Source organism: Teichococcus oryzae, assembly GCF_008386565.1.
GTDB lineage: Bacteria > Pseudomonadota > Alphaproteobacteria > Acetobacterales > Acetobacteraceae > Pseudoroseomonas > Pseudoroseomonas oryzae.
On the sequence record NZ_VUKA01000001.1, the window covers coordinates 573,529 to 589,065 of the forward strand.

Sequence of the window (15,537 nt, forward strand, 5' to 3'; positions counted from 1 at the left end):
CGGCATTCGCCATTCAGCTTGCATCATGCAACCCAAAATGCTTGCATGATGCAAGTCAGATGGAAGGCGCCCCTCGCATGGTGCAGACCGACTTCACCCGGATGCGCTGCCCCGTGGCCCGCTCCATGTCGGTGCTGGGGGAGCGCTGGGCGCTTCTGGTGCTGCGGGAGGCCTTTTATGGCACCACCCGCTTCGATGCCTTCGAGCGCAATCTGGGCATCGCCCCCAACATCCTCAGCGCTCGGCTGGCGCGCCTCGTCGAGCATGGGTTGCTGGAACGTGTTCCTGCGGAAAGCGGCGGCCGCCATTCCTATCGCCTGACCGAGAAGGGGCGCGATTTCTTTCCGGCCTATGTGGCGCTGAAGCGCTGGGCCGATCGCTGGATGACGGACCCGGAAGGCCCGCCCGTGCTGCTGGTCGAGGCGGCCACGGGCACCGAGGTGGTGTCGCCGCCGTTGACCGGCTCCTCCGGAACGGCCCTGGCGCCCGAGGATGTGCGGCCACGCCCAGGCCCCGGCGCCGGGGCCGCGATGCGGGCCCGCTTCGGCGGCACGGAGGCCATGCGCCATGACTGACGCCGTGGCCCTTTCCGAGCCGGCGCGGATGCCCGGCTCTGTTGGCGTGCTGATGCGCCGCATCCTGGCGCTGGCGGCGCCGACCAGCCTTGTCGCCTTGCTCCAGGTGGCGGCGCAGCTTGCCGAAACCTGGCTGGCGGCCCGGCAAGGCACGGCCGCCCTGGCAGGCTGGGCGGTGGTGCTGCCGTTTTCCTTGCTGATGCAGCAGATGTCGGCGGGCGCCATGGGCGGAGGGGTGGTGGGCTCGGTGGCCCGCGCGCTCGGCGCCGGCCGCCCGGCCGAGGCCGCGTCGCTGGTGCTGCACGCCGTGCTGATCGCCGTGGCGGCCGCGTCCGTCTTCGCGCTGGCACTGGGACTGGCGCCGCACATCGTGCTGGGCTGGATCTCGTCCATGGCGGCCGAGGCGGCGGCAACCTATGCGGCCTGGCTGTTCGGGGTGGGGGCGTTGCCGGCCTGGCTGGCCAACACCCTGGCTTCCGTGCTGCGGGGCGGGGCCCGGCACACCCTGGCCGCCCGCGTGCTGGCACTGGCCTGGGCAGGCTTTCCGATGCTGGCCTGGGCCTTCGCCGAACCGGCGGGCTTCGGCCTTGCCGGGATCGGGATCGGTTTTGCCCTGGCGTTCTGGATCGCGGCGATCGTCATGGCGGTGGTTGTGCTGCGCGGTGGCGCCGGCTTCACCCCACGGCTGCGCATCCGGCCGCAGGCGGCGCTGTTCCGGCGCATCCTGGGCGTCGGGCTGGTGGCCTGCGGGCTGGCCGCCATCGCCAACCTCACCACCATCCTGGTGACGGCGCAACTCGCGCCCTATGGCGCGGCGGCCGTGGCGGCCTATGGCATCGCCGCCCGGCTGGAATTCCTGATGATCCCGCTGGCCTTCGGCATCGGCTCGGCATTGACCGCGCTGGTCGGACGCGCGGCCGGTGCCGGGGACTGGCCATTGGCCCGCCGCATCGCCTGGACCGGCGCGCTGTTGACCCTGGGCTTCGCGGGACTGGCCGGGATGATGGTCGGGCTGATGCCAGGCAGCTTCGCCAATGCCTTCAGCGGCGACCCGTCCGTGGTGGCGATCGCGGCGCGCGGCCTGTCCTTCACCGCACCGGCTTTCGGTGGCTTCGGCCTTGGCATGGCCCTGTATTTCGCGGCCATGGGAGCGGGCCGGATGCGCGGGCCCCTGCTGGCCGCGCTCAGCCGCATCGGCATCGCCGTGGGGGGAGGCTGGCTGCTGGCGCATCCGCTGGGCCTCGGCATGGACGGCCATTTCCTGGGGGTGGCGCTTGGCATCACGGCCTATGGTGTGGTGACGGCGCTGTCCGTGCGGCCGGGGGTCTGGTCGGGCCCCGCTCGCTGACCATCTGCACCAATCGGCCAGGCATCGCCTCTTGCACGGAAGGCGACGTTGGCGGATGGCTGCGCGGAAGCCCGGCACGTGGCCGGATGGCAGCGGAGAAGGCGCTCATGCAGAACACGGACGGGGTCTGGCGGCAGGTCGAACGGAAGCGCCCCCGCTTCTCCGAGCTGAGCGACCGCGTATGGGGCATGCCCGAGCTGAACTACGCCGAGCACCGCTCCGCCGCCGCCCATCTCGAAGCGCTGGAGGCTGAGGGCTTCCGCGTCACCCAGGGCATCGCCGGCATCCCGACGGCGGTGATGGGCGAGGCCGGGCAGGGTGGCCCGGTGATCGCCATCCTGGGCGAATACGACGCGCTGCCGGGGTTGAGCCAGGAAGCCGGCGTGGCCGAGCACCGCCCGGTCGAGCCGAATGGCAGCGGCCATGGCTGCGGCCACAATCTGTTGGGCTCCGCCTCCCTGCTGGCGGCGGCGGCGGTGAAGGACTGGCTGGCCGAGCGCGGCCTTGAAGGCCGCGTCCGCTATTATGGCTGCCCCGCCGAGGAAGGTGGCTCCGCCAAGGGCTTCATGGTGCGCGACGGCGCCTTCGATGATGTGGACATCGCCATCTGCTGGCATCCGGCGGCGTTTTCCGGCGTCAACAAGCCGCGCTCCCTGGCCTGCATGGAGGTGGATTTCTCCTTCCTCGGCCGTTCTTCCCACGCCGCGGCCGCGCCGCATCTGGGGCGATCGGCGCTGGATGCCGTGGAGCTGATGAATGTCGGCGTCAACTACATGCGCGAGCACATGCCGAGCCACGCGCGCATCCACTACGCCTTGCAGGATGCCGGTGGTATCGCGCCCAATGTGGTGCAGGGCCAGGCGCGGGTGCGCTACCTCGTGCGTTCCCTGACCATGGCGGAGGTGCTGTCGCTGCTGGAGCGGGTGCGCAAGATCGCCCAGGGCGCGGCGCTGATGACCGAAACCAGCGTGTCCGACCGGGTGCTTTCCGCCGATGCCGAACTGGTCGGCAACGATCCGCTGGAACAGCTGATGGAGCGCAATTTCGAGCGCCTCGGCCCGCCGCGCTTCGACGATGCCGACAAGGATTTCGCCAGGGCGATCCAGGCGACCTGCACGGCGGAGGAGATCGCTTCTGCCTATGCCCGCGCCGGCCTGCCGCCCATCCCGGGCGAGGTCCTGGCGGAGCGGCTGGTGCCGCTTTCCGCGCCGGAGCCCGCGGGCGTCGGCTCCACCGATGTCGGCACCGTGTCCTGGAAGGTGCCGACGGTGCAGGCGCGCGGCGCCACCTATGCCATCGGCACGCCGGGCCATTCCTGGCAGCTTGTTGCGCAGGGCAAGGCGCCGGCGGCGCATAAGGGGCTGGAGCATGTGGCCAAGGTGATGGCCGGCACCGCGGCCGATCTGTTCGCCGACCCGGCGCTGATCGCCCGCGCCAGGGCCGACCATGCCGCCCGCACCGCCGGGATGCCCGATGTGTTTCCCATTCCCAAGGACGTCCCGCCGCCGCTCGACATGGCGGGCGGTCATTGAAAGGCCTGCCGGCATGACCCCGTTCCGCATGCTTCGGCTTCGCCGCGCCGCCGCCCTGCTGATGGCCCTGCCGCTGCTGGCGGCGCCGGTCGGCCGGGCTGCCTGGGCGGAGGATCTCAACATCGGCCTCGCCGCGCCGGTGACGTCGATCGATCCGCATTATGCCAATGCCGCACCGAATTCCTCCTTCGCGCGGCACATCTTCGATCCGCTGGTGGTGCGCGCGCCGGATGGCCGGCCAACGGCCCATCTCGCCACGGAATGGAAGGCGGTGTCCGATACGGTCTGGGAGTTCAAGCTGCGCCCGGGCGTGAAGTGGCATGACGGGCAGGACTTCACCGCCGAGGATGTGGTGTTCTCCTATGGGCGAGCGCCCAACGTGCCGAACAGCCCGGCGTCCTTTGGCGGCTCCCTCCGCACCGTGACCAAGGTGGAAGCGGTGGAGCCGCTGATGCTGCGCATCACCACCTCGGCGCCGACGCCCAACCTGCCGATCGACCTCGCGGCCATCGCCATTGTTTCCCGCCACGCGGGGGAGGGCGCTTCCACCGCCGACTACAACAGCGGCAAGGCGGCGATCGGCACGGGCGCCTACAAGCTGGTGCGCTACGTTTCCGGCTCCGTGATCGAGGTCGCGCGCAACGATGCCTATTGGGGCGAGAAGCAGCCCTGGGAGAAGGTGAATTTCCGCATCATTCCCAACCCCGGCGCCCGCAGCGCCGCGCTGCTGTCCGGCGATGTGGACCTGATCGCGGCACCACCCGCGACGGACCTGCCGCGGCTGCGCGCCGACAGCAACATTCGCATCTTCGAGCGCCAGGGCTCGCGCGCCCTGTTCCTGTCGCCGGATTTCAGCCGCACCGGCGCATCGCCGTTCATCACCGATAATGACGGCAGGCCGTTGCCGAGGAACCCCCTGCTCGACCTCCGGGTGCGGCAGGCGCTGTCGCTGGCGATCAACCGCCAGGGGCTGGCCGAGCGGGTGCAGCAGGGTGCGGCCGAGGCCACCGGCCAATGGATGCCGCCCGGCGCGTTCGGCTACAATCCTGATGTCGGCGTGCCGCCCCATGACGTCGCGAAGGCGCGTGCCTTGCTGGCGGAAGCCGGCTATCCGCAGGGCTTCCGCATCACCCTGCATGCCAGCAACGACCGCTACCCCGCCGATGCGCAGACCGCCCAGGCCGTGGCGCAGATGTGGAGCCGCATCGGCGTGAACACCTCCGTCGAGGCGATGCCCTTCGCCACCTACCTGACGCGGCTGGCGAAGCAGGAATACTCGATCGTGCAGAATTCCTGGGGCAGCACCACGGGGGAGGCCGGCAGCGTGCTGCTGAACATCGTGCACAGCTTCGACGCGCCGAAGCGGCTCGGGGCCAGCAACGACACGCGCTACAACAATCCCGCGCTGGACGCGAAGATCGAGGAAGCGCTGTCCACCATGGACCCGGCGGAGCGGGAACGGCGCGTCGCCGCCGCCGTGGCGGAGTCGGTGCGGAATCTGGCGCTGATCCCGATGGTGCTGTTCAAGAATGCCTGGGCCGCCCGCAAGCCGCTGACCTATGAGCCGCGCATGGACGAGCAGACCCTGGCCATGGGCGTCCGCAGGGAGTGACGCGGCAGGCGGGCTTTCCGCCGCCTCAGCCGCCGCGCGCCTGTTCCTGGCGGCGCGCGGCCTCGGCCTCCGATGGTTCGGCCAGCGCGAAGCTGCCGGTTCGCACCGCGCCGGCACGCTCATACACGCTCATGATGACGCCGCTGGAGGAGGTTTCCGTGCGGCGCAGCGCCAGCGCCCTGGGCATTGCTCCGGCGCTGAACAAGCGCTTGCCCTGGCCGAGGATGACCGGAAAAACCAGCAGCCGGAACTCGTCCACCAAGTCATGCGCCAGCAACGCCTGAAGCAACCGGCTGCTGCCCTGCGTCAACAGCCTGGGGCCTTCCTGTTGCTTCAGCCGCGCGACGGCGGCGGCGATGTCGCCATCCAGTGGTACCGAGTTCGCCCAGCCCAGCGGCGCGGTGGAACCGGTCGCGACATATTTCGTGGCGCTGGTGAACAGCGCGCCGATCGGCTCCTCGGGGCCGACAAAAGGCCAGTGGGCGGCGAAGATCTCGTAGGTCCTGCGGCCGAGCAGCAGGTCGAAGGGCGGGGCGAACATTTCCTCCATGAACGCCCCCAGCGTTTCGGCGCCCTCCGCCTGCCAGAAGGGAACGGTCCAGCCACCCAGGGCGAAGCCGCCTTCCGGATCTTCCTGCGGGCCACCAGGCGCCTGCATGACGCCATCGAGACTGACAAAGGCCGCGGCAACGATCTTGCGCATGGTGCTGGTCCTTTCCTCAGCCATGAAGGCGGCGCGGATCGCCGCGACACTGGGCCCGGCCATCGAAGCGCGGGCGGGGGATCAGCTTCGCCATGGCATCAGCCCTGTGACATGGCGGCGCGGGCCGCATCCATGTCCATCCACATGATCTCGAAGATGTGGCCATCCGGGTCCTCATAGCTGCGGCCATACATGAAGCCATGGTCCAGCCTGGGGCCGGGGTCCGCTTGGCCGCCGGCGGCCGCAGCCTTTTCCACCAGCGCGTCCACCTCCGCCCGGCTGTTGGCGGAGAAGCAGACCAGCACCTCCGACGCGCTGCGGGCATCCGCCACGGGGCGCGGCGTGAACTGGCGGAACTTGTCATGCGTCAGCAGCATCACGCTGATGGTTTCGGACAGCACCATGCAGGCGGCGGTGTTGTCGGTGAACTGCGGATTGTTGGTGAAGCCCACCGCCTCATAGAACGCCATGGAACGCGGCAGATCAGCGACCGGCAGGTTCACGAAGATCAGCTTGGACATGGATGTTGTTCTCCCTTGGCGACTTGCCCTTTCTGCCCTTGTTGGTTATCAAAAGCAACCATGAAGTCAGAAAAGATAACCAAGCTGACCGACAGGCGACCTAACTGGTATCGCGATGCTTGCGCGGCCGCGCATGCGCTGGACCTGTTGGGTGAGCGTTGGGCCTTGCTGGTGATCCGGGAATTGATGTTCGGCCCGCGGCGTTTCGGCGAGATCCGCGCCAGCCTGCCGGGCCTCAGTGCCAATGTGCTGACCCAGCGGCTGGAAGGGCTGGAAGCGGCTGGCGTGCTGCTGCGCCGCCGCCTGCCGCCGCCCGCCTCGGCGCAGGTTTATGAGCTCACCGCATGGGGGCGGGAAAGCGAGCCGATCTTCCAGGCCCTTGGCCGCTGGGGCGCGCGCTCGCCGCGGCACGATCCAGCCTTGCCGTTCAGTGCCGCGTCGCTGCTGCTGTCGATGCGCACCATGCTCGATCCCGCGCGGGCGGCGGGGCTTTCCGCCCGAATTGGCTTCCGCCTGGGCGATGATGGTTATCTGGCGAGGCTGGAGAAAGGACGCATCGAGATCGCGGCGGGAGATCCGGCGCTGGCCGATCTCGTTTTCGAGGCCACGCCGCCGGCGATGGCCGCCGCGCTGTATGGCGGCCAGCCGCTTTCCGACCTGGAACAGGCCGGCGCGCTGCGCATCCAGGGCGACCGCGCCCTGGCTGAGCGCTTTGTCGCCCTGTTCCCTTTGCCGGACCGGCTGCCCGGCTGAGGCGTCAGGCGGGAACCGGGATGCGCTGCACCAGCGGGTCCAGCAGCGCTTCCAGCTGGGTGGTGTTTTCCCATTCCAGCGCCACGCTCAGCACCGTGACGCGGCTGCGGAAGGCGGCGGGGATACGGACGAAATCCTTGCGCGTGGTCACCGGGATGGCCCGCAGCGCCGCCGCCTGGCCCAGCAGCTCCTCGAGGTCGCCCTCGTCGAAGGGATAATGGTCGGCATAAGCGACCCGCCCGGCCAGCACGGCGCCCGCCTCCTGCAGCGTGGCGAAAAATTTGCGGGGATTGGCGATGCCGCAAAAGGCGAAGACCGGCTGGCCCTGGAGCAGCTCCGCTTCCGGCCCTGGCTTCAGCCGGGCGCGCAGCACCGGCAGGTCCGGCGGCAGCAGGGACAGGGAATTGGCCTCGTCCTTGCCAATCAGAACGGCCGCGCGGCACCGGGCCGCTGCATTGGGAACCGGTTCGCGCAAGGGGCCGGCGGGGATGATGTGGCCATTGCCGAAACCGTAGGTGCCGTCGATCACCAGCAGCGAAAGGTCCTTCTCCAGCCCCGGATTCTGCAGCCCGTCATCCATCACGAGGGCCTGGGCGCCGGCTTCCACCGCCGCGCGGCCGCCGGCTTCCCGGTCGCCGGCGACCCAGGTGGGGCGGATCTCGGCCAGCAGCAGGGCCTCGTCGCCGACGGCCTTGCTGTTGTGCTGGGCCGGATCGACGCGCACCGGGCCTTTCAGCTTGCCGCCATAGCCGCGGGTGAGGAAATGCGCCGCGACGCCGCGATGGGACAGGCGCTGGCCGAGGTCCAGCGCCACGGTGGTTTTGCCCGCCCCGCCCGCGGTGGCATTGCCGCAGCAGATCACGGGCACAGGCGCGCGCCAGCCGGACCGCGCCACGCGGCGCGCCGTGGCGGCGGCATAGATCGAAGCAATGGGCGACAGCAGCAAGGGCGCCATTCCCCCGCTGCCCCCGCTCCAGAAGTCGGGGGCTCGCATTCGGCTCGAACCTGTCCTTCTCTCCAGGGCCCCGGCGGGTCCGGCCGGGGGCAATGTTACCGGAACGGAGGCTGGGGCAGCCAATCCAGGATCGCCGCGGCCAGCCGGGCCGGAAGTTGGCTGGCATCCGTGGCAATCTTTGCCGCGGCGTCGGCCATGGCCTTCGCGCGGCCGGAATCCGTTAGCACGATTGTAATCGCCTCTGCCAGCGTGGCGGCATCGGTGACGCGCAGGGCGCCGCCGCCATCGACCAGTGCCGCCGCCATGGCCTCCACATGGCCCGTATGCGGGCCAAGCAGGATGGGGCAGCGGAGGCGGGCCGGCTCCAGCGGGTTGTGCCCACCCTTCGGCACCAGCGTCGCACCAACCAGCGCCACGCCGGCCAGGCGGAAGAACAGCCCCAGCTCGCCCAGCGTGTCGGCCAGGTAGATGTCGTGCTCCGGCGCGGGCAATGCCCCCTGGCTGCGGCGGGCGAAGGGAAGGGGGGCGATCAGTTCCGCCACCTCCTCGCCGCGCTGGGGATGGCGCGGCACGATCACCGTGAGCAGGTCCGGCAGGCTGGCCCTCGCCAGGCGGTGCGCCGCCAGCGCCGCCGCCTCCTCACCGGGATGTGTGCTGGCCGCCAGGAAGACCGGACGCCTGCCGACCGCCCGGCGCAGTGCCGCCAGGGCGGCGGGATCGGCGGGCGGCGGCTCGGCGGCGGCCTTGAGGTGGCCCCAGCAGGCGGCATCCACCGCCCCCAGGGCCCGCAGGCGCGCGGCATCCTCCTCGCTTTGCGCCACCACCAGCCGGTAGCTGCCGAGCATCCGCCGCGCGAGGCCGGGCGCCCAGCGCCACGCCCTGGCCGAACGCGGGGACAGCCGGGCATTGACCAGGGCGGCCGGGATGTTCCGTTCCGCCAGCGCCGCCAGGATGTTGGGCCACAGCTCGCTTTCCACGAACACCGCCGCGTCCGGGCGCCAGCCATCCAGGAAGGTGGCGGCCCAGCGCGGCACATCGAGCGGCACGAAGCGGTGGATCACCCGTTCCCGCAGCGCCGGGGCCAGGCGCTGGGCCAGCAGGGCGGCGGAGGTGACGGTGCCCGTGGTGACCAGCAGGCGAAGCTCGGGGCGGGCATCCACCAGCGCCGCCATCAGGGGGATCAGCGACAGGGATTCGCCGACGCTCGCCCCATGCAGCCAGATCAGCGGCCCCTCCGGGCGCGCCGCGTCGAGGCCGCGGCGTTCCGCCAGCCTTTCGGGGATTTCCTTGCCCCGCCTTGCCCGCAGCTTCAGCCAGAAAGGCAGCACCGGCGCCAGCGCCTGCCCGGCCACCCGCCCGGCGGTGGCGGCAAGGCTCATGCGCGCACCGTCACAGCGCGCGGCTTTCCAGGCCGGCGGGGTTCCTGGCCCAGCTGTCCGCGGTGTCGCAAACGGCGTTCAACGCCGTTTCGATGGCTGCCATGGCGGCGGCGGTGTCGCCGCGCGGCACGCGGATCGCCTCCCCGCAGACCAGCACGCCGCGGGTGAAGGGCAGGGGCAGCATCATGCGGTCCCAGCTTGGCAGGATGCGGTGGCGGATGGTGGCCGCCGCGGTGGGCAGGATGACGGCGTTCGACAGGGCGGCGAGCTGCGCCACGCCCTCGGCCGCCTTGCGGCGTGGCCCGCGCGGGCCGTCGGGCGTGATGGCGACGGGGCTGCCCCCCCGCAGCACGCGCAGCATGGAGCGCATGCCAGAGGCGCCCCCGCGCGAGGTGGAGCCATACAGCATGGTCAGCCGGAACCGGGAAACGATCTCGCCAATGAAGCGGCCATCGCGGTGCTGCGACACCAGCACATGCGGCTGCCAGTGCTTGGCTTCCGGGAAAAGGCGGTGGGTGGCCGTCCACAGCATCGGCATCATCGGCAGGCGCTCATGCCAGAAGGTGATGATCACCGGCTCACCCCGCCCGGCATAGGCGGCCATGTGCTGGTGCCCGGCCATCGACCAGCGCGTGGTGCGGTAACAGAACGCCAGATAGGCGCCGAGGCTCCGGGCCAGCGCGGCCTGGGTGCGGGGGTGCCGGATCAGCTTGCGGAGCATGGGATGGGTGCGAACACGATGGCGCGCCCCTAGCACGGCTGAGCCCATGGCGAAAATCCCATTGCGGCATTCCGGCGGGATGTTCCGCCACGGACATTGTGCCGGTCAGGGCCGCCAGGGGCGGTGATAGGGATGGCCGGAGCGGATCGCCTGGGCGCGGTAAAGCTGCTCGGCCAGCATGCCCCGCACCAGGAAATGCGGCCAGGTCATGGGCCCGAGCGACAGGCGCTGATCGGCGCGTGCCTGCACCGCTGGGTCCAGCCCCTCGGCCCCGCCGATGATGAAGGCCAGCGGCTTGCCGCTCTCCTCCCAGCGGGTGAGCAGGGCCGCCAGCCCTTCGCTGTCCGGTGCATGGCCTCCGAGATCCAGGGCAATGGCCAGCGCGGCGGGCGGCAGCGCCTCCAGCAGCGCGGCGCCCTCACGGCGCCGCACCTCGGCGGCGGAGCCGCGCGCCTCCGGGATCTCCCGGACGGCCAGAGGCGGTCGCAGCCGCGCATTGTGTTGCGCGAACAGCGCCGCCTCCGGCCCCGGCTTCAGCCGGCCGACCGCCAGCAGCAGCGGGGCCCGGCTCAGCCGCCGCCGCCGGGGAGATCGTCCGCCTCGTCCCCGTCCTCGTCTTCCTCCCCGAAAACCTCGTCGTCGTCGCCGTCGAGGGCCGTCCATTCCTCCTCGGAAAGGCTGTCCTCGGACAGGTTGAGGTCATCCTCATCCTCGTCCATTCCGGCTTCCCCGGCATCGAGATCGCCGGCCACGGCGGCGGTCAGGATGCGCTCCTCGCCCGGGAGGTCCTCGCCCGGTGGCGGGCTGTCCGGCCCCCACATCTTCTCCAGCCGGTAATTGGCGCGCGCTTCCGGCTTGAAGAGGTGGATGATGACGTCATTGGCGTCCAGCAGCACCCATTCCGCCGAGCTTTCGATCCGGATGCGGCGGATGCCATGCTCGGCCAGCTTCTTCTCCAGATGCATGGCCATGGCCTGGATCTGCCGGTCGGCGAGGCCCGTGGCGATGATCATGCGGTCGGCGAAGGTGGCGCGGCTGGCGACGTCCAGCACCACCACATCCTCCGCCTTGTCATCCTCCAGGCTGGTGACGGCGGCCTGCACGATGGCGTCGACCGGCGGCAGTTGCGGCTTCGCCGCCCCCTTGGCCGTGCGCGTGCGGGGCGCCGCGGCAGGCTTGGCGGCCGTCGTGCGGGATGCCTTGGTGGCCTGGGTGGCGCGGGCGGGTTTCGCCGGGGCGGCCGTGCCGCGCGCCGCCTGGGCTGTGGCGGTGGCGGCCTTGCGGGGCGCCGCGCTCCGGGCGGGCTTGGCCGCCGTGCTGCCGCGCGCGCCCTTGGCGCTGGCGGCGGCGCGCGGCGCCTTGCTGGCCGTTGCTGCGCGCGGGCTCTTGCTGTCGGCGCGGGCCGGCTTGGCGGCGGCGCGGGCCGTCCGGGGACTTGCCGGCGCGGCGGTGGCCGGACGCGGGGACCGGGCCGCGCTGGAGGCGCTCATGCTGCGGGCCGGCCTGGCGGTGCTGGCAGTACGGGCTGGCGCCCTTGTTGCGGCGGTGGCGCGCGGGGTCTTCGTCGTGCCGGTGGCGCGCGGAGCCTTTGTCGTCCCGGTGGCGCGCGGAGCCTTTGTCGTGCCGGTGGCGCGCGGAGCCTTTGCCGTGCCGGTAGCACGCGTGGCCGTTGCCGCGCCGGTGGCTCGCGCGGCCGTTGTCACGCCGGCGGCGCGTGTTGTCTTTGGCGCGCCCGTGGCGCGTGCCGTCCTTGTTGTGCCGGTGGCGCGTGGGGCCTTTGTGGCGTCAGCGCCACGCGTGGGCTTTGCCGTGCCCGCGCCGCGCGCGGCCTTGGACGAGGCAGCCATGCGGGGTGCCTTGGCGGGGCTGGCCGCGGCGCGGGCCGCGGGCTTGGCGCCCGCCGGCTTCTTCGCAGCGGCGGAACGGCTGGCCTTGGCCGGGGCGGCGCTCCGGGAGGGATTGGTGGAACGCTGCGCCGGGGCTTTGCGGCGGGGTTCATCCGGGGTTTTGGGCGTGCGGGCTATGGCGGCCTCCTGTGTCAACGGATTGTCCTGGCGGCCTTGCGGCGCGCTCTTGCTTCTGGCGCTGTATGGCGCGGTTGCGGGCCTTCCGGCCAGCACCGAATCAACGCCCTGGCGGGCTTATGGCAACATGGTCGCCAGAATTGGTTCCCCGGCCACCGCCGGGGCGCCGTTCCGCGCCGCTGCCTGCCGCAGCGCGGTGGCGCTGGCGGGATGCTCGGGCGCCGGGATCAGCGCCCATCCGGACCCTGGTCGTTCCAGCAGCGCGGCCGGGCCGCGACGGGTGCGGCGCAGGCGGGAAGCGGCGGCACCTTGCAGTGCCTTGCGGGTCCAGCCCGGGCGCGGCAGCACGGCGATCGGCGTTCGCCGCGCCAGGTCCTGCCATTGCCGCCAGCGCGGCAACTGCCACAGATTGTCGGCGCCGATGATCCACACGAACCGGGTGCATGGAAACAGCCGCGACAGCCGTTCCAGCGTCCGGGCGCTGTAGCGCTCCCCGATGGCGGCCTCGATGCCGGTGGCGATCACCCGCACGCCATCGCCGATGGCGGTGGCCGAGGCCAGGCGTTCCGCGAAGGGCGCCATGCCGGCGCGCGGCTTCAGCGGGTTGCCGGGGGAAACCAGCAGCCAGACCTGATCCAGCCGCAGCGTTCGCAGTGCCCGCAGCGCGACATGCCGATGGCCCGGATGCGCCGGGTTGAAGGAACCGCCCAGCAGGCCGATCCGCCGCCGGCGGCGGTCCCCCCAGGGCCCCGGCGCGGCAAGGCCGGCCAGGGGAAGCCGTGCCGGGCTCAGGGCCGGACCTGACCCGTGCCGAGGACGCGGTAGCGATAGGTGCAAAGCTGCTCCAGCCCCACCGGCCCGCGCGCATGCAGCCGGCCGGTGGCGATGCCGATCTCGGCGCCGAAGCCGAACTCCCCGCCATCGCAGAACTGGGTGGAAGCGTTCCACAGCCCGACCGCGGAATCGATGCCGGCCAGGAAGGCCTCGGCCGCGGCGGCGTCGCTGGTGACGATGGCGTCGGTGTGCTCGCTGCCGAAGCGGCGGATATGCGCCAGGGCCGCCTCCATCCCGTCCACCACGGCGATGTTGAGAACGGCATCCAGCCATTCCGTGGCGAAGTCGCCCTCCGCCGCTTCCGCCAGTTCCGGCAGGATGGCGCGGGTGCGCGCATCGGCCCGGAAATCGCAGCCCAGCGCCCGCAGATCCCCGACCAGCAGCGGCAAAAGGGCGGGGGCGATGGCCGCGTCGATCAGCAGCGTCTCGGTGGCGCCGCAAACGCCGGTGCGGCGCATCTTGGCATTGGCCAGCACGGTGCGCGCCATGGCCGGGTCGGCGGCAGCGTGAACATAGGTGTGGTTCAGCCCCTCCGCATGGGCCAGCACCGGCACCCGTGCTTCCTCCATTACCCGTGTCACGAGGCCCTTGCCGCCGCGCGGGATGATCAGGTCGATCAGCCCGGCGGCGCGCAGCATGGCGCCGACAAAGGCGCGGTCCTGGGTGGGGGCCATCTGCACGGCGGCTTCCGGAAGCCCCGCCGCGCGCAGCCCGGCGGCGACGCAATCGCGGATCGCGGCGGCGGAACGGGCGCTTTCGCTGCCGCCGCGCAGCAGCACGGCGGAGCCCGCCTTCAGGCAAAGGGCGGCGGCATCGGCGGTGACGTTGGGCCGGCTCTCGAAGATCATGCCGATGACGCCGATCGGCTGCGCGACGCGCTGGATGCGCAGGCCGTTGGGGCGGTCCCATTCGGCCAGGGTGCGGCCCACCGGGTCGGGCAGGGCGGCGACCTGTTCCAGCCCCGCCGCCATGGCGTCGATGCGCTCCGGGGTCAGGGTCAGCCGGTCGCGGAAGGCGGCAGACAGGCCGGAGGCATGGGTCAGGTCCTCGGCATTCGCTTCCAGGATCGCGGCCTGGCGGGCGCGCAGCGCCGCCGCGGCGTGAAGCAGCGCCTGGTCCTTCGACGGTCGGTCGGCGCGCGCGAGCTGCGCCGCGGCCGCGCGGGCGGCGCGGGCGGCGGTTTCGAGCACTTCGGCGACGGTGTCAGAGATGGCGTTCACGGGTCCTGCGATCCTGTGGTGGGCGCCATGGCGGGGGGCGCATGGCGGGGCTGCCCATCGGTAGCGCGGGACGGCCTTCAGGGGAAGCGGGACGGAGGCAGGGAAGGCGGGAGCGGTAAGCGGGCCGGCTTGTCACGCTTGCACCCCGCACCCTAGTTTCAACCGGAACGCAACGGCGCCCCGGAGAACCGCTTGATGCCATCCCAGCCTGAAGCCCGGCGCCTCTCCGGCCCTATCGTCATCTTCTCCTTCGACAGGCCGCATTACCTGGGCCGGCTCTGCGCCTCCCTGAAGGCGCAGCGGCGGGTTGAGATCCGCGACGAGGATGTGTTCCTGCTGCAGGACGGCGCCGTGTCGCCGCATAGCGGCGTTCGCATGGCCGAGGCCGACGCCATCGCCGCCTGCGTCGAAACCTTCCGCGCGCACTTCCCCAAGGGCGTGGTGATGCACAGCCCGGACAATCTGGGCATCGCCTTCAACATCCGGCGTGGCGAGCAGCTGGTGTTCGACACGCTGGATCGCGAGGTGGGCTATTTCTTCGAGGACGACCTCGAGGCCGGCCCGCTTTACATGCACATGATGGAGGAACTGCGCGCGGCGCTGCGCGGCGTGCCGAAGCTGGGCTACTTCGCCGCCTATGGCGACCTGAAGCTGCAGGCGCAGGGGCCGGAGGTGAAGCTGGTGCCGCTGGCGCATAATTGGGGCTTCGGCCTGATGCGCGATGCCTGGCGGCAGATCGACGCCAAGCTGGCTCGGGGCTTCTACAAGGTGCTGCAGGGCCGCGACTACGGCGCCCGCAACCATTTCCGCCTGCATGAGCTGATGCGCGACAGCGGCGTCGCCACCTCCGCCACGTCGCAGGACGCGTTCAAGGCCATGGCCTGCGCCGAGCTGGGGCTGGCGCGGGTTCGCACCGATGTCTGCTTTGCCCGCTACATTGGCGAGCACGGCGTCCATTTCACGCCGAAGAACTTCGAGAAGCATGGCTTCCGCGACATGATGTGGGTGGAACGGGAGGACGTGTTCCTGGCCCCTGTCGATCCGGATGCGGTGGCCCGCATGCAGCAGGGGACGGCGGAGGGCATGCGGCGCTTCCGCCAGGATGGCTTCGAGCAGATGGCCGCGACCCATGCCGAGAAGCGCTTCGACGAGGACCGGCTGGTGACGCGCCAGGATGTCGAGGACCTGTACCGGCTGTTGCTGGACAAGCGGCCGCATGGCGAGGCGATGTTCAACGCCTTTGTCGGCAAGCGCCCGCTGAAGGATCTGCGCCGGCGGCTGGTGTTCACCGACGAGTTCCGCAGCCGCAACCCGCTGCCCGCGACCTGGCACCGCAACGGGTGACGATGCGCCGGCGAGT

15 protein-coding genes are annotated in these 15,537 nt (G+C 71.3%); 6 read left to right on the forward strand and 9 right to left on the reverse strand.

Translation table 11 applies throughout. The features are described 5' to 3' along the window. The first annotated feature begins 59 nt into the window (after window positions 1–59). From F0Q34_RS02650 to F0Q34_RS02665, 4 genes are all read left to right on the forward strand, one after another. The gene (locus tag F0Q34_RS02650) at window positions 60–575 is read left to right on the forward strand and encodes a winged helix-turn-helix transcriptional regulator (protein WP_241665282.1); all 516 of its coding nucleotides are present in this window, start codon (window positions 60–62) and stop codon (window positions 573–575) included. Beyond that, a complete protein-coding gene (locus F0Q34_RS02655; protein WP_241665283.1) occupies window positions 568–1,923 on the forward strand; it encodes an MATE family efflux transporter in 1,356 nt (451 codons plus the stop codon). The genes F0Q34_RS02650 and F0Q34_RS02655 overlap by 8 nt, the downstream gene beginning before the upstream one ends. Window positions 1,924–2,030: 107 nt before the next feature. Next, window positions 2,031–3,455, forward strand: a complete 1,425-nt coding sequence (locus F0Q34_RS02660) for a M20 family metallopeptidase (protein WP_149810570.1) — start codon at window positions 2,031–2,033, stop codon at window positions 3,453–3,455. A 13-nt stretch (window positions 3,456–3,468) separates the two neighbouring features. Further along, window positions 3,469–5,067 (forward strand): ABC transporter substrate-binding protein, encoded by a 1,599-nt coding sequence (locus F0Q34_RS02665; protein ID WP_241665284.1) that lies wholly within the window; start codon window positions 3,469–3,471, stop codon window positions 5,065–5,067. Between the two features lie 25 nt (window positions 5,068–5,092). Here F0Q34_RS02665 and F0Q34_RS02670 read toward each other — a convergent pair whose 3' ends face one another. Further along, window positions 5,093–5,770, reverse strand: coding sequence for a dihydrofolate reductase family protein (locus F0Q34_RS02670; protein ID WP_149810573.1), 678 nt, complete (start codon window positions 5,768–5,770; stop codon window positions 5,093–5,095). Window positions 5,771–5,868: 98 nt separating this feature from the next. Continuing rightward, the gene (locus tag F0Q34_RS02675) at window positions 5,869–6,291 is read right to left on the reverse strand and encodes a VOC family protein (RefSeq protein ID WP_149810575.1); all 423 of its coding nucleotides are present in this window, start codon (window positions 6,289–6,291) and stop codon (window positions 5,869–5,871) included. A 60-nt stretch (window positions 6,292–6,351) separates the two neighbouring features. On the opposite strand from F0Q34_RS02675, the gene F0Q34_RS02680 reads away from it, so the two are divergent. Beyond that, window positions 6,352–7,044, forward strand: a complete 693-nt coding sequence (locus F0Q34_RS02680) for a winged helix-turn-helix transcriptional regulator (RefSeq protein WP_149810577.1) — start codon at window positions 6,352–6,354, stop codon at window positions 7,042–7,044. 4 nt (window positions 7,045–7,048) lie between these two features. Here the strand turns inward: F0Q34_RS02680 and lpxK are convergent, their stop codons facing one another. From lpxK to F0Q34_RS02715, 7 genes are all read right to left on the reverse strand, one after another. After that, window positions 7,049–8,038, reverse strand: coding sequence for a tetraacyldisaccharide 4'-kinase (lpxK, locus tag F0Q34_RS02685; RefSeq protein ID WP_149810579.1), 990 nt, complete (start codon window positions 8,036–8,038; stop codon window positions 7,049–7,051). A 56-nt stretch (window positions 8,039–8,094) separates the two neighbouring features. Beyond that, on the reverse strand, window positions 8,095–9,378 hold the full coding sequence (locus tag F0Q34_RS02690) for a 3-deoxy-D-manno-octulosonic acid transferase (RefSeq protein WP_149810581.1): 1,284 nt from the start codon (window positions 9,376–9,378) through the stop codon (window positions 8,095–8,097). A gap of 10 nt (window positions 9,379–9,388) precedes the next feature. Beyond that, window positions 9,389–10,099, reverse strand: coding sequence for a lysophospholipid acyltransferase family protein (locus tag F0Q34_RS02695; RefSeq protein WP_149810582.1), 711 nt, complete (start codon window positions 10,097–10,099; stop codon window positions 9,389–9,391). Between the two features lie 105 nt (window positions 10,100–10,204). Further along, window positions 10,205–10,654: a 23S rRNA (pseudouridine(1915)-N(3))-methyltransferase RlmH gene (locus F0Q34_RS02700; RefSeq protein ID WP_241665344.1), complete on the reverse strand. Its 450-nt coding sequence runs from the start codon at window positions 10,652–10,654 to the stop codon at window positions 10,205–10,207. Between the two features lie 14 nt (window positions 10,655–10,668). Beyond that, window positions 10,669–11,589, reverse strand: a complete 921-nt coding sequence (gene rsfS, locus F0Q34_RS22615; RefSeq protein WP_149810584.1) for a ribosome silencing factor — start codon at window positions 11,587–11,589, stop codon at window positions 10,669–10,671. 651 nt (window positions 11,590–12,240) lie between these two features. Further along, a complete protein-coding gene (locus F0Q34_RS02710) occupies window positions 12,241–12,894 on the reverse strand; it encodes a nicotinate-nucleotide adenylyltransferase (RefSeq protein WP_149811235.1) in 654 nt (217 codons plus the stop codon). Window positions 12,895–12,911: 17 nt separating this feature from the next. After that, window positions 12,912–14,177: a glutamate-5-semialdehyde dehydrogenase gene (locus F0Q34_RS02715; protein ID WP_149810585.1), complete on the reverse strand. Its 1,266-nt coding sequence runs from the start codon at window positions 14,175–14,177 to the stop codon at window positions 12,912–12,914. 195 nt (window positions 14,178–14,372) lie between these two features. Here F0Q34_RS02715 and F0Q34_RS02720 point away from each other — a divergent pair, with 195 nt between their 5' ends. After that, on the forward strand, window positions 14,373–15,521 hold the full coding sequence (locus F0Q34_RS02720) for a hypothetical protein (RefSeq protein WP_149810586.1): 1,149 nt from the start codon (window positions 14,373–14,375) through the stop codon (window positions 15,519–15,521). Window positions 15,522–15,537: the final 16 nt, after the last annotated feature.

Excerpts from the sequence above, each read along its gene's own strand:
- F0Q34_RS02650 (WP_241665282.1), top strand. The coding sequence starts at position 60 with ATGGAAGGCGCCCCTCGCATGGTGCAGACCGACTTCACCCGGATGCGC.
- F0Q34_RS02690 (WP_149810581.1), bottom strand. The coding sequence starts at position 9,378 with ATGAGCCTTGCCGCCACCGCCGGGCGGGTGGCCGGGCAGGCGCTGGCG.
- rsfS (WP_149810584.1), bottom strand. The coding sequence starts at position 11,589 with ATGAGCGCCTCCAGCGCGGCCCGGTCCCCGCGTCCGGCCACCGCCGCG.
- F0Q34_RS02675 (WP_149810575.1), bottom strand. The coding sequence starts at position 6,291 with ATGTCCAAGCTGATCTTCGTGAACCTGCCGGTCGCTGATCTGCCGCGT.
- F0Q34_RS02660 (WP_149810570.1), top strand. The coding sequence starts at position 2,031 with ATGCAGAACACGGACGGGGTCTGGCGGCAGGTCGAACGGAAGCGCCCC.
- F0Q34_RS02655 (WP_241665283.1), top strand. The coding sequence starts at position 568 with ATGACTGACGCCGTGGCCCTTTCCGAGCCGGCGCGGATGCCCGGCTCT.
- F0Q34_RS02695 (WP_149810582.1), bottom strand. The coding sequence starts at position 10,099 with ATGCTCCGCAAGCTGATCCGGCACCCCCGCACCCAGGCCGCGCTGGCC.
- F0Q34_RS02670 (WP_149810573.1), bottom strand. The coding sequence starts at position 5,770 with ATGCGCAAGATCGTTGCCGCGGCCTTTGTCAGTCTCGATGGCGTCATG.
- lpxK (WP_149810579.1), bottom strand. The coding sequence starts at position 8,038 with ATGCGAGCCCCCGACTTCTGGAGCGGGGGCAGCGGGGGAATGGCGCCC.
- F0Q34_RS02665 (WP_241665284.1), top strand. The coding sequence starts at position 3,469 with ATGACCCCGTTCCGCATGCTTCGGCTTCGCCGCGCCGCCGCCCTGCTG.
- F0Q34_RS02720 (WP_149810586.1), top strand. The coding sequence starts at position 14,373 with ATGCCATCCCAGCCTGAAGCCCGGCGCCTCTCCGGCCCTATCGTCATC.
- F0Q34_RS02680 (WP_149810577.1), top strand. The coding sequence starts at position 6,352 with ATGAAGTCAGAAAAGATAACCAAGCTGACCGACAGGCGACCTAACTGG.